The organism is Iodidimonas muriae, assembly GCF_014647255.1.
GTDB lineage: Bacteria > Pseudomonadota > Alphaproteobacteria > Sphingomonadales > Rhodothalassiaceae > Iodidimonas > Iodidimonas muriae.
The window spans coordinates 229449-242050 of sequence record NZ_BMOV01000002.1 but is presented as its reverse complement, the minus strand read 5'-3'; the positions used below and the strand labels follow the sequence as shown (position 1 = coordinate 242050).

Genomic DNA, 12602 nt, shown 5'->3' with positions numbered 1-12602 from the left:
GGCTGCTTTTAGAGAATAAAGCGCGACAGGTCGGATTGATCGGCCAGATTGCCCAGATGTTCGCGCACATAGTCGGCGGTGATGGTAACGGTTTCTTCCGCCCGGTCCGAGGCGGTAAAGCTGATATCATCCAGCACCCGTTCCAAGACCGTATGCAGCCGCCGTGCGCCGATATTTTCCACCTTGCTGTTTATATCGGCAGAAATTCCGGCAATTTCGGCAATCCCGTCTTCTGTGAACTCCAGCATCACCCCTTCGGTGGCCAAAAGCGCTTTATATTGGCGGATCAGCGAGGTTTCCGGTTCTGTCAGGATGCGTTCGAAATCATGCTTGTTTAAGGCCGTCAGCTCCACCCGAATGGGGAGACGCCCTTGCAATTCCGGTAACAAGTCAGACGGCTTGGCCAGATGAAACGCACCAGAGGCAATGAACAGAATATGATCGGTTTTCACCGCTCCATAGCGGGTAGAAACGCTTGTGCCTTCGATCAGTGGCAGCAAATCGCGTTGTACGCCTTCGCGGCTGACATCGCCGCCGCGCATATCTTCGCGGGCGCAAACCTTGTCGATCTCGTCCAGAAACACGATGCCGTTTTGTTCTGTTGCGGTGATGGCGTCACGGGTGATGGCATCATCGTCCAGCAGGCGGTCGCTTTCTTCATTGATCAGCAATTGATAGGACTCACCGACCGTCATTTTTTTGCGGCTGGTTTTTTGGCCACCAAAGGCTTTTCCCAGCATATCTTGCAAATTGATCATGCCCATTTGAGCGCCGGGCATGCCGGGAATATCCATGGTGGGCATGCCGGTGGGGCCGGTATCGGCCAACTCCAGCTCGATTTCCTTATCATTGAGCTGGCCTTCGCGTAATTTCACGCGGAAGCTTTGGCGCGTATCGGGGGAGGCCGTTTTGCCAACCAGCGCATCCAGCACCCGTTCTTCCGCCGCCAGTTCCGCCTGAGATTTTACATCGCGGCGCTTTTCCTCTCGGACCATGGAGCGGGCCTGTTCCACCAAATCGCGGACGATCTGTTCCACATCGCGGCCCACATAGCCCACTTCGGTGAACTTTGTGGCCTCCACCTTGATGAAAGGGGCATGGGCCAGCTTGGCAAGGCGGCGGGAAATCTCGGTCTTGCCCACCCCTGTAGGGCCGATCATCAGGATATTTTTCGGCAGCACTTCATCGCGCAGCGTGTCGTCAAGCTGCTGACGTCGCCAACGATTGCGCAGGGCAATGGCCACCGCGCGTTTGGCATCTTTCTGGCCGACAATAAAGCGGTCCAGTTCGGAAACGATTTCACGAGGGGAAAAAGATGTCATTTGATCTCTAGCTTTTCAATCAGGACATTTTCATTGGTATAGACACAGATATCGGCGGCGACTTTCATGGCGCGGCGGGCAATGTCTTCGGCGTCAAGATCAAGGTCCTGCAAGGCGCGGGCCGCCGATAAGGCAAAATTGCCGCCCGAACCGATGCCGATCAGGCCATCTTGCGGCTCCAAAACGTCGCCGGTGCCGGTCAGCAACAGGCTTACATCCTTGTCGGCCACCGCCATCAGGGCTTCCAGCCGCCGCAAATACCGGTCGGTACGCCAGTCTTTTGCCAATTCCACACAGGCGCGCATCAATTGGCCGGGATGGCGTTCCAGCTTGGCTTCCAGCCGCTCCAGCAAGGTAAAGGCATCGGCCGTGGCTCCGGCAAAGCCAGTAATCACCTGCCCATTGCCAATGCGCCGCACTTTGCGGGCATTGTTCTTCACAACGGTCTGGCCCATGGACACTTGTCCATCACCGGCCATCACCACCGTGCCACCTTTGCGCACGCATAAAATGGTGGTGCCGTGCCAGCCGGGAAATTTGCTCTCTTGATCTGTCATGGCTCTCCCTTCAATGACCAAAGGCATATAGACAGCCCCCCCGCTAATCGCAAGACGAGGGAGCCGGAATGATTGGTTCCACAGGTGCATGGTCGTGCCGCTTGGCCTTGGCCTTTGTGGCTGCTATAGCCAGCACAGTCCCAAAGATGCCGTTGGAAGGATTTGGCCCATGCGCCGTGCCAGTGTCGAGCGTAAAACCAAGGAAACAGATATCGCCGTTACCCTTTGCCTTGATGGCGAAGGCCGGGCGGAGATTGCCACCGGTATCGGCTTTTACGATCATATGTTGGAACAGCTTGCCCGCCATTCCCTGATGGATATCACCATCAAGGCCGAAGGTGATCTGCATATCGACGCCCATCATACGGTGGAAGATGTGGGCATTACCCTTGGTCTGGCGCTCAAGAAAGCGTTGGGCGAGCGGCGCGGTATCCGCCGCTATGGCCATGCTTATGTGCCCATGGATGAAACCCTGAGCCGGGTGGCGGTGGATATTTCCGGGCGGCCCTTTCTGGTGTGGAAACTGGCCTTCACGCAGGACCGCTTGGGGGAAATGGATACGGAATTGTTCGAAGAATTCGCCCGCGCCTTTGCTTTTGCCGCAGGCATAACGCTGCATGTGGAAAATCTCTATGGGCTGAACAATCACCATAAAATCGAATCCTGCTTCAAGGGACTGGCCATGGCCTTGCGGATGGCGGTGGAGCTTGATCCCCGTCGGGGCGATCAGGTTGCCTCCACCAAGGGAACCATTGGCGGTTGATATGGCTCAAACGGTTTGTGTGATTGATTATGGCTCCGGCAATTTGCGCTCGGTGGCCAAATCTTTGGAGCGGGTGGCCGCGGAAGCGGACCTTGGGGGCCGCATTGTGGTTTCGGGCCAGACCAAAGACGTTTTGGCCGCCGATCATGTGGTGCTGCCCGGCGTTGGGGCTTTTGGTGATTGTTATGCCGGCTTATCCGCCATTGACGGCATGGTTGAAGCCATCACAGAGGTGGCCATAAACAAAGCGCGGCCCTTTTTGGGCATTTGCGTGGGCATGCAATTGATGGCCGAGATTGGCCTGGAGCATGGCCGCCATACGGGCTTTGGCTGGTTTGAAGGCCAGGTGGAGCCCATCAAGCCCAGGGACCCGGCTTTGAAAGTGCCGCATATGGGCTGGAACGCTTTGGAACTGACCGGCCAAGGGCAGGGTCATCCGCTATTTGCCGGCATCAAGGCGGGAGATCATGCTTATTTTGTGCACAGCTATCATATGGCCTTGGCATCGGACCGTGATCTTTTGGCACAGGTACATCATGGGGCGGCATTAACGGCAGCCATCGGGCGCGATACGCTTGTCGGGGTGCAATTTCATCCTGAAAAAAGCCAAAAAACCGGTCTCAAATTGCTGCATAATTTTTTGGAATGGCAACCATGAACATCTATCCGGCGATTGATTTGAAAGATGGCAAGGCCGTGCGCCTGTTGAAAGGCGAGATGGCCAAAGCCACCGTTTTCAATGACGATCCGGCGGCGCAGGCGCGAGACTTTGTGGCCGCGGGTTGCCAATGGTTGCATCTGGTGGATCTGGATGGGGCCTTTGCCGGACGGTCTGAAAATTCGCAAGCTGTGCAGTCGATTTTGGCATCGGTGGATGTGCCGGTGCAGCTTGGCGGCGGATTGCGCAGCATGGAAAATATAGATCATTGGCTGGAATTGGGGGTGCGCCGGGTGATTTTGGGCACTGTGGCGGTAAAAAACCCCGATCTTGTGAAGGCGGCGTGTAAGGCGCATCCGGGCCGTATCGTTGTTGGTATCGATGCGCGGGGCGGCAAGGTGGCTACAGAAGGTTGGGCGCAAACGTCGCAAATGGATGCTGCCGATCTGGCAAAACGGTTTGAAGATGCGGGTGTCGAGGCGATCATTTTCACCGATATCGACCGCGATGGCATGTTGATGGGGGTGAATTGGCAGGCGGTGGCGGATCTGGCCGATGCGGTGACAATTCCGGTGATTGCATCTGGTGGCGTGCGTGATATGGCGGATGTGGAAAGCCTGCGCCTGATGGCCCACAAAACCACGGGGCGCATTGATGGTATGGTTATTGGCCGCGCCCTTTATGATGGGGCCATCGATTTGCGAGCGGCGCTTGAGGTTTTATCTGTACCATGTTGAAAACACGCATCATTCCCTGTTTAGATGTGAAAGACGGACGGGTCGTCAAGGGCGTCAATTTCGTCGATCTTGTGGATGCGGGCGACCCGGTTGAACAGGCGCGGTTTTATGATGCGTCGGGCGCGGATGAACTGTGTTTTCTCGATATCACCGCCAGCCATGAAAAGCGTGATACGCTGTTTGATGTGGTGGCTCGCACCGCCGAAATGTGTTTCATGCCGTTGACGGTGGGCGGCGGGGTGCGCTCGGCTGCGGATGTGCGGAAACTGCTTTTGGCCGGTGCGGATAAAATCGCCATCAACACGGCGGCGGTCACCAATCCGGAATTGATTGCCGAATTGGCGGAAAAATTTGGCTCCCAATGTATCACTGTGGCGGTGGATGCCAAGGCCGTGGGGCCGGATCGTTGGGAAATTTTCATCCATGGCGGGCGCACGCCCACCGGCATTGATGCCATCCAGTTCGCCAAACAGGCGGCAAGTTTGGGGGCCGGGGAATTGCTGGTCACGTCTATGGACCGCGATGGCACCCGCGCCGGTTTCGATCTGTCGCTTACCCGCAGTATTGCCGATGCGGTTCCTGTTCCGATTATCGCTTCAGGCGGCGTGGGCGGTCTCGATCATCTGGTGGACGGGGTTATAAAGGGCCATGCGTCGGCGGTGCTGGCGGCCTCGATCTTTCATTTTGGTACGCATAGCGTGGCTGAAGCCAAGGCGCATATGGCGCGGGCTGGCATTGCAGTGCGGGAGGAATAAATGCCCGGAACAAAACAGACCGATTGGACGCCTTTGGACCAGCTTTTCAAAACCATCGAAAGCCGAAAAACGGCGGCTGCCGATGAAAGCTATGTGGCGCATCTTTACGCCAAGGGCCGCACGAAAATCGCCCAAAAGCTGGGGGAAGAAGCGGTGGAAACAGCGCTGGCTGCGGTGTTGGATGATCGTCAGGATATGATTGAGGAATCCGCCGATCTGCTGTTTCACCTGCTGGTTTTATGGGCCGATGCGGGGCTTCACCCTTCGGATATTCTGGCCGAGCTTGCCCGCCGGGAAGGGCTTTCGGGCCTTGAGGAAAAGGCCCGTCGCTCTTCTTGAGGCGTTTTATAGCCGCCCTTCAATGGCATCCCAGACGAGGCCTGCCAGATTGGCTCCGTCGAAGCGGTCGATTTCCTGAATACCCGTGGGGGATGTCACATTGATTTCGGTGAGATAATCACCGATCACATCGATGCCGACAAAGATCAGGCTGCGTTTTTTCAGTTCTGGCCCCAAACGGTCGCAGATTTCCTGATCGCGCTTGGTCAGGGTCGAAATTTCCGCCCGACCGCCCACATGCATATTGGATCGCGCTTCCCCTTCGGCGGGGACGCGGTTGATGGCCCCGGCCACTTCTCCGTCTACCAAGATGATACGCTTGTCGCCTTGGCGTACTTGCGGAATATAGCGCTGCACCATTACGGGTTCGCGGTAGATATCGGCGAACAATTCCAGCAATGAAGCCAGATTTTGATCGCCGGGCTGCAGCCGGAACACGCCAGCGCCGCCATTGCCGTAAAGCGGCTTGACGATGATGTCTTTATATTCCTCGCGGAAGGCCACCACCTCGTCTTTGCTGCGGGTGATCAAGGTGGGGGGCATCAGATCGTCGAAATGGGTGACAAACAGCTTTTCAGGGGCATCGCGCACAGACGCCGGATCATTCACCACCAGCGTTTCAGGATGGATATGCTCCAGAATATGGGTGGCGGTGATATAGCCCAGATCAAAAGGAGGATCCTGCCGCATCAAAATCACGTCGAGGGCAGCCAGATCAAGGGTTTCATCGGCTCCCTTGCTCACATGATTGCCCGGTTCGCGCCGCAAATGGATGGCGCGTCCTTTGGCGGTAACGCGCTTTTGCCGCCAGCTGAGATCATCGGGCAGATAATGATAAAGCGCATGGCCGCGCCTTTGAGCCTCAAGCCCCAGCGCAAAACTGCTGTCTCCATTGATGTCGACCGTTTCGATCGGGTCCATTTGAATGGCGACGTTTAACCCCATGGGATGATGCTCCGGAAAATGTTGCAAACACATCTATATAAGCGTGCTTTCAGCCTTGGGAAAGGGAAACGGCGGTGCTTTTCCCTTCAGCGCTTAGAGATCCCCGACAGAAGCGCTGTGCCACGCATCAACAATATGGTGTGGCAGAGAAAAAGGCCGAATGATGATGGCATCAAAGCGCAGGGCAAAGGCGTGAAATTGTGGATGCCGCGTAATAAAGGCCAAAGCGGCCCTATGAAGGCGCTGGCGCTGGTTATGCGAAATGGCCCCCATGCCCAAGGCCAGATCCTGCCGTGCTTTTACTTCGATAAAAACAAGGCTATCGCCGCGCCTTGCAACCAGATCAAGCTCCCCCACAGGAGTGCGATAGCGCCGGGCAAGGATGCGGTAGCCTTTTATTTGTAAATAAAGTGCCGCCCAGGATTCGGCGGCGCGCCCGCGCTTTTCCGACTGTTTGCGCGAAAGCCTTGAAGAGCGTTTGCCGGTTATGATGTTCCGTCCTCCATTTCCGCTTTGATCGCCAGTGCTTTTTGATAAACCGTGCGGCGCTTTTCTCCGGTCATCCATGAAACCGCTGCTGCGGCTTCCCGTACCGACAGGTCTTTTAAAGCCTTTCGCAATAAGGGGTCCAGATCGCCCGTTTCGATCTTTGTTGTTTCGGCGGGTGCGATAATGATGGCAATCTCGCCTTTGATGCGGCCTTCCTGGCCTGCATAATCCTGTGCCAATTCCAAAAGACGGCCCCGGCGAATATCTTCATAGCGTTTGGTCAGTTCACGGCAGATGGCCGCTTGCCGGTCGCCTAAAATATCTGCGAAATCGGTGAGCGCCGCCACCAGCCGATTGGGGCTTTCATATAAAACCAAAGTGGCCTCCAGCCGTTGATAGGGCGTGACAAACTGTTTGCGCGCCACGCTTTTGGCTGGGGAAAATCCCAAAAACATCACTTTGTCTGTGGGCAGGCCGCTGGCCGATACGGCCGCCACAAAGGCACAGGCTCCGGGAATGGGGATCACCCGATGGCCTTCGGCGCGGGCATCGGCCACCAAACGATAGCCGGGGTCGGAAATCAGCGGTGTTCCCGCATCCGATATCAGCGCGACCGCTTGTCCTTTCGCCAATGCGCTTAAAATTTTCGGACCTGCAGACCGGGCATTATGATCGTGATAGGATAGCAACGGCTTTTTGATGCCATAATGGGTGAGAAGCTTCAAACTGACCCGCGTATCTTCGCAAGCGATCAGATCCACGCTGGATAAAATTTCAAGGGCGCGGTGGCTGATATCCCCCAGATTGCCGATGGGTGTGGCCACGATATAAAGGCCGGGGGACGCTGGTGCATCTGTGCTGTCTTCGATGAAACGTGCCACGCTTTTGCCTTGTTGTTTGCGCCTATTTTGTATCAGAGCTAGCTTATGCCTGATAAAGCCTGCAAGGGTGATTTTTTTGGATTTTTGGAAAAGAACCGGATGCGCTATCTGATTGGAACCGCCGCCTTTTGTGCCAGTCTTTTACTGTCTGCCTGTGCCAGCGGCCCGCAAAGCCCGCCGTCTTCTGTGCCGCCAACGGATGCGCCGAAAGCGCTCTATGATGGGCCGGATGTAAAGCAAGGGCAAACCCCGATCGATGCGCCCGCGTTCGAGCCGATCCGCATTGGCTTGCTTTTGCCATTTTCCGGCCCGGCTGCCGATGTGGGGACGGCCATGCGCGATGCGGCGGCTTTGGCGCTTTTTGATGCCTATGATCCCCGGCTGGAATTGTTGCCCTTCGATACATTGGGAACGGCACAAGGCGCACAACGGGCCGCGCAACAGGCGCTGGATGCCGGCGTTAGCATTGTTTTGGGGCCGCTTTTGGCGCAGTCGGTGGATGCGGCGGCCAGTGTTTTACGCACGCAAGACATTCCTTTGATCGGCTTTTCCAATGACAGCCAAGTGGCGGGCGATGGTGTGTATCTGATGGGGTTCATGCCCGATCAGGATGTAAGACGCATCATTGCTTATGCGCGAAGCCAAGGCCATCAGCGCATGGCAGGGTTGGTGCCGCATTCGGCTTATGGTGACCGGGTGTTGGAAAGCTTTGGGCCTGCCGTGTTGGATATGGGCGGTGATTTGGTGTCTTTGGTTCGTTATGATCCTGATCCCGATCTGATGGCAGAACCAGTGAAGCAATTGGCCCGCTATGATAGCCGCCGTGCCGCATATCTGGCGGAAATACGGGCGCTGGAAGCCTTGGGCGATGATCTGTCGAACGAGATTCTAAAGCGCTTGGAAAATCAGGAAACATTGGGCGAACCGGGATTTGATGCACTGTTGCTGGCGGAGGGCGATCCCTTGTTGCGCTCTTTGGGGCCGCTTCTGCCTTATTATGAAATTGATCCACAAAGCGTGCAGTTTTTGGGCACCGGCTTATGGGATGAACCCGCGCTGACCCGCGAACCGCCTTTGCGCGGCGCATGGTTTCCGGCCCCCGATCCCAAAGCCCCCCGTGATTTTTTGAAGCGTTATGAAGCGGCTTATGGCAAATCCGGCCCGCGCATTGCCACTTTGGCTTATGACGGCATGGCGCTGATCGCCACTTTGGCACGCAATCCTTTGAAAGAAGAGCGCTTTTCTGCGGTTGTTCTGGAAAATCCGGCGGGGTTCACCGGCCTTGACGGGGCGTTTCGGTTTGGTGGCAACGGCGTGGCGCAAAGGCGGTTGGCGGTGCTGGAAATTCGCCGCACCGGCTTTCAGGTCATTGATCCTGCGCCTTCAGGCTTTCAGCGCCAAAGGCTGGGCCGTGTGGACTTCAACTTAAAAGACGACTCGTAAGGCTGTTGAGTAACAAGCGCCCGTCGGGGGTCGTTGCCAAATGTGTCGGGCTGTCGCAAAGCATGCCAAGGTCGATCAGATCGGCCATGGCTTGTGGATTTATGGCTTGCTCCAAGGGGCGGCCCAAACGGGCGGCGAACAGCGCCTTGTCGATGCCATTGGTCAGGCGCAGGCCCATCATCACCGCTTCTTCGCAGCGCTGGTCGGCGGTAACGGTTTCGGTGTTTTCTGATCCATGGCCCTTGTTTTCCACCTGATCAAGCCAGGTTTCCGGGCGCTTTGATTGTTGGGTGGCAAGGGCTGCGCCTTCGGGCAAAGGCAACCGTCCATGGGCGCCGGGGCCAATGCCCACATAATGGCCGGCTTGCCAATAGGCCAGATTGTGCCGCGATTCGGCCCCCGGCTTGGCATAGTTGGAAATTTCATAGGGCAATAGGCCCTGCGCTCCTGCCAAATCTTCCGTCAGGGCGAACAAGTCGGCGGCCAGATCTTCATCGGGCAGGTGAAATTCCCCTCGCGCATGGCGGCGGAAAAAGGCTGTGTCTTGCTCGATGGTCAGTTGATAGGCCGAAAGATGCCCCGCATGGAATGATAAGGCGCGGGTCAATTCTTCTCGCCATTGGGCAAGGCTTTGTTCAGGGCGGGCATAAATCAGGTCGAAAGACAGCCGGTCAAAGGTGGTACGGGCAATTTCAAGGGCGCGTAAGGCTTCATCCGCAGTATGTAACCGCCCCAAAAACCGCAAAGACGCATCATCAAGGGCCTGCACCCCCAAAGACACGCGGTTCACACCGGCGGAGCGATAGGCGGCAAGCCGTGCCGCTTCTACGCTGGACGGATTGGCTTCTAGCGTGATTTCCAGACCATTTACGGTTGGCCAGAGCTTTGCGGCTTCCTCGATAAGCGCCGCAACGGTTCGGGGATGCATCAAGGATGGTGTGCCGCCCCCGAAGAAAATGCTGTGCAGGATGTGGTTCGGCGTTTGTCGGGCGAAATGGCGCATATCCGCCAAAAGCGCCCGCCTCCAGCGATCATGATCCACCTGCTCGCGCACATGGCTGTTGAAATCACAATAGGGGCATTTGCGCTCGCAAAAGGGCCAATGCACATAAAGCGCAAGAGGGGGGGCGTTGGTTGCCTTAGTTTGCGTGGTCAAAGCAGGCTTTGAGCATTTTTTTAAAGGCGATGGCGCGGTGGTTGATGGCAAGTTTGTTCTCCGGGTTCATCTCGCCAAAGCTGATATCATAGCCATGGGGGACAAAGATGGGATCATAGCCGAAACCGCGCGTGCCCTTGGGCGGAAAACGCAACCGGCCTTCAATGATCCCTTCCACGTTTTCCACATGCCCGTCCGGCCATGCAAGGCTGAGCGCACAGGTGAAATGGGCGGCGCTTGGTGCGCCGTCAAGTTTGCGCTCTATTTCTGCCATGGCCAAGGCGAAATCCTTGTCCGGCCCGGCCCAGCGGGCGGAATAGATCCCCGGCGCCCCTTGAAGCGCATCAACACAAAGCCCGGAATCATCGGCCAAAGCCGCAATCCCGGAAGCGGTTGCCGCCGCACGCGCCTTCAAGGCGGCATTTTCAAGGAAGGTTTTCCCCGTTTCTTCAGGTTCTATGAGCCCCAGTTCATCTGCTGCTTGCACCTTGATGCCCAAGGGGCTGAGCAAATTGCGGATTTCCCGTACCTTTCCGGGATTGTGGCTGGCCACGATGATGCGATGTTCGGTGAAGGCGCGGGGCATTTGTTCTATTCCCTTATTTCAGGCCCAAAACGCGCTTTTGTTCGGCAATGATGCGGTCGCATCCAATGCGGGCCAACCGCATCAACCGCAAAAACTGTTCTTCGGAAAAAGGAGCTTCTTCAGCGGTGCCTTGAATTTCCACAATGCCGCCCGAAGCGGTGAGCACGAAATTGGCGTCGGTTTCTGCGGCGCTGTCTTCATCATAATCCAGATCAAGCACCGGATTGCCCTTATAAAGCCCGCAAGAGACGGCGGCCACCGGCTCGCGGATCGGCAGGGTTTCGATCAAACCGGCATCACGCATATAGCGCAGGCAATCCACCAAAGCCACAAAACCGCCGCTGATGGCGGCGGTGCGGGTGCCACCATCGGCTTGCAAGACATCGCAATCGATGCGGATCTGGCGCTCGCCCAAGCCTTCAAGTTCCATGATGGCGCGCAAGGACCGGCCAATAAGGCGCTGGATTTCCTGGGTGCGGCCCGATTGTTTGCCGCGTGCGGCTTCGCGGTCCATGCGGCTGTGGGTGGAGCGTGGCAACATGCCATATTCAGCCGTTACCCAGCCCTTGCCCGTATCGCGCAACCAATGGGGGGCGCGGGTTTCCAGACTGGCGGTGCATAACACATGGGTGTCGCCGAATTTCACAAGGCAAGACCCTTCGGCATGTTTGGAAAAACCGCGCTCAAGGCTCAAGGAACGCATTTCATCGGGGGCACGGCCGGACGGGCGCATAAGACATCTCCAAAATATTGGCCGGACTGTCGGCAAAAGGGACAAGGGGACAGAGGTGACAGTTCGGCGGATGCTCGGTGGTTTTCCAAGATTTCCAGCCGTTGTCTAGCCGGTGCGGCCATGCGGCGTCCACCCCCTTGATTGACGAGGCGCGTCGGGGCCCTTACATGATTTAGACGAGGGAGAAAGGACGGGACCGACATCATGCAGATCGGAAGACTGAACGATCGTTCGCGCGCGATCTTTCGTACCATTGTCGAATCCTATCTCGATACCGGAGATCCTGTGGGGTCTCGCACCATTTCGCGCCAGCCCGGTATCGATCTTTCGGCGGCCTCTATCCGCAATGTGATGGCCGATCTGGAAGAAACCGGTCTGATTTATTCTCCCCACACTTCGGCGGGTCGCGTGCCCACGGAACTGGGTCTGCGCCTGTTTGTGGATGGCTTGCTGGAAATCGGCAATCTCACGGATGAAGAGCGCGCCAATATCGATGTGCAATGTGCAGGGCAAGGGCGGCGGCGTGAAGATGTGTTGGCAGATGCCAGCAATCTTTTGTCGGGACTGAGCCATTGTGCCAGCCTTGTGATGGCCCCCAAAACCGAATCACCAGTGCGGCATGTGGAATTTGTGCCGCTTCCGCCGGATCGGGCCTTGGTGGTGGTGGTGTCGGAAGATGGCGCGGTGGAAAACAGGGTCATCACCCTCCCCAAGGGCTTGCCGCCCATTGCTTTGGTGCAGGCGGGAAATTATCTGAGCAACCGCTTCAAAGGCCGCACCTTTGAAGAGGCGCGTTTGGTGATTGAACGGGAATTGGCGCAGCAACAGGCGGAACTGGATGCGCTGACCAGCAAGGTGGTGGAAGAGGGGCTGGCCACATGGACGGGGGATGGCAATTCTTCGTTGATCGTGCGGGGGCGCGGCAATCTTTTGGAAAATGTGCGGGCGCTGGAGGATCTGGAGCGTATTCGCAAGCTGTTTGATGAACTGGAAACCAAGCAGGAACTGACGCGGCTGCTGGAATCGGCCCGCGATGCCGAAGGTGTGAAGATTTTTATTGGCTCTGAAAACAACCTTTTTTCACTTTCGGGTTCCTCCCTCGTTGTCTCTCCCTATATGAAGGGCGACAACAAGATCGTTGGCGTGATCGGTGTGATTGGTCCAACCCGGATCAATTATGCACGGATCATTCCGATGGTGGATTACACAGCCAAGGTTATCGGGCGGCTTTTATAAGA

The 12602-nt window shown here is 56.7% G+C and carries 15 protein-coding genes; 7 read left to right on the top strand and 8 right to left on the bottom strand.

The genetic code is table 11. The features are described 5' to 3' along the window. Positions 1 to 8 precede the first annotated feature (8 nt). Both hslU and hslV read right to left on the bottom strand, forming a co-directional pair. Complete coding sequence (gene hslU / locus IEX96_RS03555) at positions 9 to 1322, bottom strand: ATP-dependent protease ATPase subunit HslU (protein WP_188873486.1); 1314 nt, start codon at positions 1320 to 1322, stop codon at positions 9 to 11. Then, positions 1319 to 1879, bottom strand: coding sequence for an ATP-dependent protease subunit HslV (hslV, locus tag IEX96_RS03550; RefSeq protein ID WP_150004271.1), 561 nt, complete (start codon positions 1877 to 1879; stop codon positions 1319 to 1321). The genes hslU and hslV overlap by 4 nt, the downstream gene beginning before the upstream one ends. Positions 1880 to 2048: 169 nt before the next feature. Here hslV and hisB point away from each other — a divergent pair, with 169 nt between their 5' ends. From hisB to IEX96_RS03525, 5 genes are read left to right on the top strand one after another with little or no spacing between them, the layout of a single operon-like run. After that, entirely contained in the window at positions 2049 to 2642 is a 594-nt protein-coding gene (hisB, locus tag IEX96_RS03545; RefSeq protein ID WP_150004270.1) for an imidazoleglycerol-phosphate dehydratase HisB, read from the top strand. Between the two features lies 1 nt (position 2643). Next, complete coding sequence (gene hisH / locus IEX96_RS03540) at positions 2644 to 3300, top strand: imidazole glycerol phosphate synthase subunit HisH (RefSeq protein ID WP_150004269.1); 657 nt, start codon at positions 2644 to 2646, stop codon at positions 3298 to 3300. Then, the gene (gene hisA, locus IEX96_RS03535; RefSeq protein WP_150004268.1) at positions 3297 to 4037 is read left to right on the top strand and encodes a 1-(5-phosphoribosyl)-5-[(5-phosphoribosylamino)methylideneamino]imidazole-4-carboxamide isomerase; all 741 of its coding nucleotides are present in this window, start codon (positions 3297 to 3299) and stop codon (positions 4035 to 4037) included. Before hisH ends, hisA begins: the two co-directional genes overlap by 4 nt. Next, positions 4031 to 4792: an imidazole glycerol phosphate synthase subunit HisF gene (gene hisF / locus IEX96_RS03530; RefSeq protein WP_188873485.1), complete on the top strand. Its 762-nt coding sequence runs from the start codon at positions 4031 to 4033 to the stop codon at positions 4790 to 4792. Before hisA ends, hisF begins: the two co-directional genes overlap by 7 nt. Further along, on the top strand, positions 4793 to 5131 hold the full coding sequence (locus tag IEX96_RS03525) for a phosphoribosyl-ATP diphosphatase (RefSeq protein ID WP_150004267.1): 339 nt from the start codon (positions 4793 to 4795) through the stop codon (positions 5129 to 5131). A 6-nt stretch (positions 5132 to 5137) separates the two neighbouring features. Here the strand turns inward: IEX96_RS03525 and gshB are convergent, their stop codons facing one another. From gshB to rsmI, 3 genes are all read right to left on the bottom strand, one after another. Beyond that, entirely contained in the window at positions 5138 to 6076 is a 939-nt protein-coding gene (gene gshB, locus IEX96_RS03520) for a glutathione synthase (protein ID WP_150004266.1), read from the bottom strand. A gap of 93 nt (positions 6077 to 6169) precedes the next feature. Further along, positions 6170 to 6643 (bottom strand): YraN family protein, encoded by a 474-nt coding sequence (locus tag IEX96_RS03515; RefSeq protein WP_150004265.1) that lies wholly within the window; start codon positions 6641 to 6643, stop codon positions 6170 to 6172. Continuing rightward, positions 6562 to 7446, bottom strand: coding sequence for a 16S rRNA (cytidine(1402)-2'-O)-methyltransferase (rsmI, locus tag IEX96_RS03510; RefSeq protein WP_150004264.1), 885 nt, complete (start codon positions 7444 to 7446; stop codon positions 6562 to 6564). Before rsmI ends, IEX96_RS03515 begins: the two co-directional genes overlap by 82 nt. 45 nt (positions 7447 to 7491) lie before the next feature. On the opposite strand from rsmI, the gene IEX96_RS03505 reads away from it, so the two are divergent. Then, a complete protein-coding gene (locus IEX96_RS03505; protein WP_150004263.1) occupies positions 7492 to 8889 on the top strand; it encodes a penicillin-binding protein activator in 1398 nt (465 codons plus the stop codon). Here the strand turns inward: IEX96_RS03505 and hemW are convergent. The 3 genes from hemW to rph are packed head-to-tail and all read right to left on the bottom strand — an operon-like array spanning position 8867 to position 11364. Continuing rightward, complete coding sequence (gene hemW, locus IEX96_RS03500) at positions 8867 to 10045, bottom strand: radical SAM family heme chaperone HemW (protein WP_188873484.1); 1179 nt, start codon at positions 10043 to 10045, stop codon at positions 8867 to 8869. The two genes, IEX96_RS03505 and hemW, sit on opposite strands and share 23 nt — an antisense overlap. Next, on the bottom strand, positions 10029 to 10631 hold the full coding sequence (gene rdgB, locus IEX96_RS03495) for an RdgB/HAM1 family non-canonical purine NTP pyrophosphatase (RefSeq protein WP_150004262.1): 603 nt from the start codon (positions 10629 to 10631) through the stop codon (positions 10029 to 10031). Before rdgB ends, hemW begins: the two co-directional genes overlap by 17 nt. A gap of 13 nt (positions 10632 to 10644) precedes the next feature. Beyond that, entirely contained in the window at positions 10645 to 11364 is a 720-nt protein-coding gene (gene rph, locus IEX96_RS03490; protein WP_150004261.1) for a ribonuclease PH, read from the bottom strand. A 204-nt stretch (positions 11365 to 11568) separates the two neighbouring features. Here rph and hrcA point away from each other — a divergent pair, with 204 nt between their 5' ends. Then, a complete protein-coding gene (gene hrcA, locus IEX96_RS03485) occupies positions 11569 to 12600 on the top strand; it encodes a heat-inducible transcriptional repressor HrcA (RefSeq protein ID WP_150004260.1) in 1032 nt (343 codons plus the stop codon). The last annotated feature ends 2 nt before the right edge of the window (positions 12601 to 12602 follow it).

Coding starts and splice junctions, on each gene's coding strand:
- hslU (WP_188873486.1), bottom strand. CDS start 1,322: ATGACATCTTTTTCCCCTCGTGAAATCGTTTCCGAACTGGACCGCTTT.
- hslV (WP_150004271.1), bottom strand. CDS start 1,879: ATGACAGATCAAGAGAGCAAATTTCCCGGCTGGCACGGCACCACCATT.
- hisB (WP_150004270.1), top strand. CDS start 2,049: ATGCGCCGTGCCAGTGTCGAGCGTAAAACCAAGGAAACAGATATCGCC.
- hisH (WP_150004269.1), top strand. CDS start 2,644: ATGGCTCAAACGGTTTGTGTGATTGATTATGGCTCCGGCAATTTGCGC.
- hisA (WP_150004268.1), top strand. CDS start 3,297: ATGAACATCTATCCGGCGATTGATTTGAAAGATGGCAAGGCCGTGCGC.
- hisF (WP_188873485.1), top strand. CDS start 4,031: ATGTTGAAAACACGCATCATTCCCTGTTTAGATGTGAAAGACGGACGG.
- IEX96_RS03525 (WP_150004267.1), top strand. CDS start 4,793: ATGCCCGGAACAAAACAGACCGATTGGACGCCTTTGGACCAGCTTTTC.
- gshB (WP_150004266.1), bottom strand. CDS start 6,076: ATGGGGTTAAACGTCGCCATTCAAATGGACCCGATCGAAACGGTCGAC.
- IEX96_RS03515 (WP_150004265.1), bottom strand. CDS start 6,643: ATGGATGACCGGAGAAAAGCGCCGCACGGTTTATCAAAAAGCACTGGC.
- IEX96_RS03505 (WP_150004263.1), top strand. CDS start 7,492: ATGCCTGATAAAGCCTGCAAGGGTGATTTTTTTGGATTTTTGGAAAAG.
- rdgB (WP_150004262.1), bottom strand. CDS start 10,631: ATGCCCCGCGCCTTCACCGAACATCGCATCATCGTGGCCAGCCACAAT.
- rph (WP_150004261.1), bottom strand. CDS start 11,364: ATGCGCCCGTCCGGCCGTGCCCCCGATGAAATGCGTTCCTTGAGCCTT.
- hrcA (WP_150004260.1), top strand. CDS start 11,569: ATGCAGATCGGAAGACTGAACGATCGTTCGCGCGCGATCTTTCGTACC.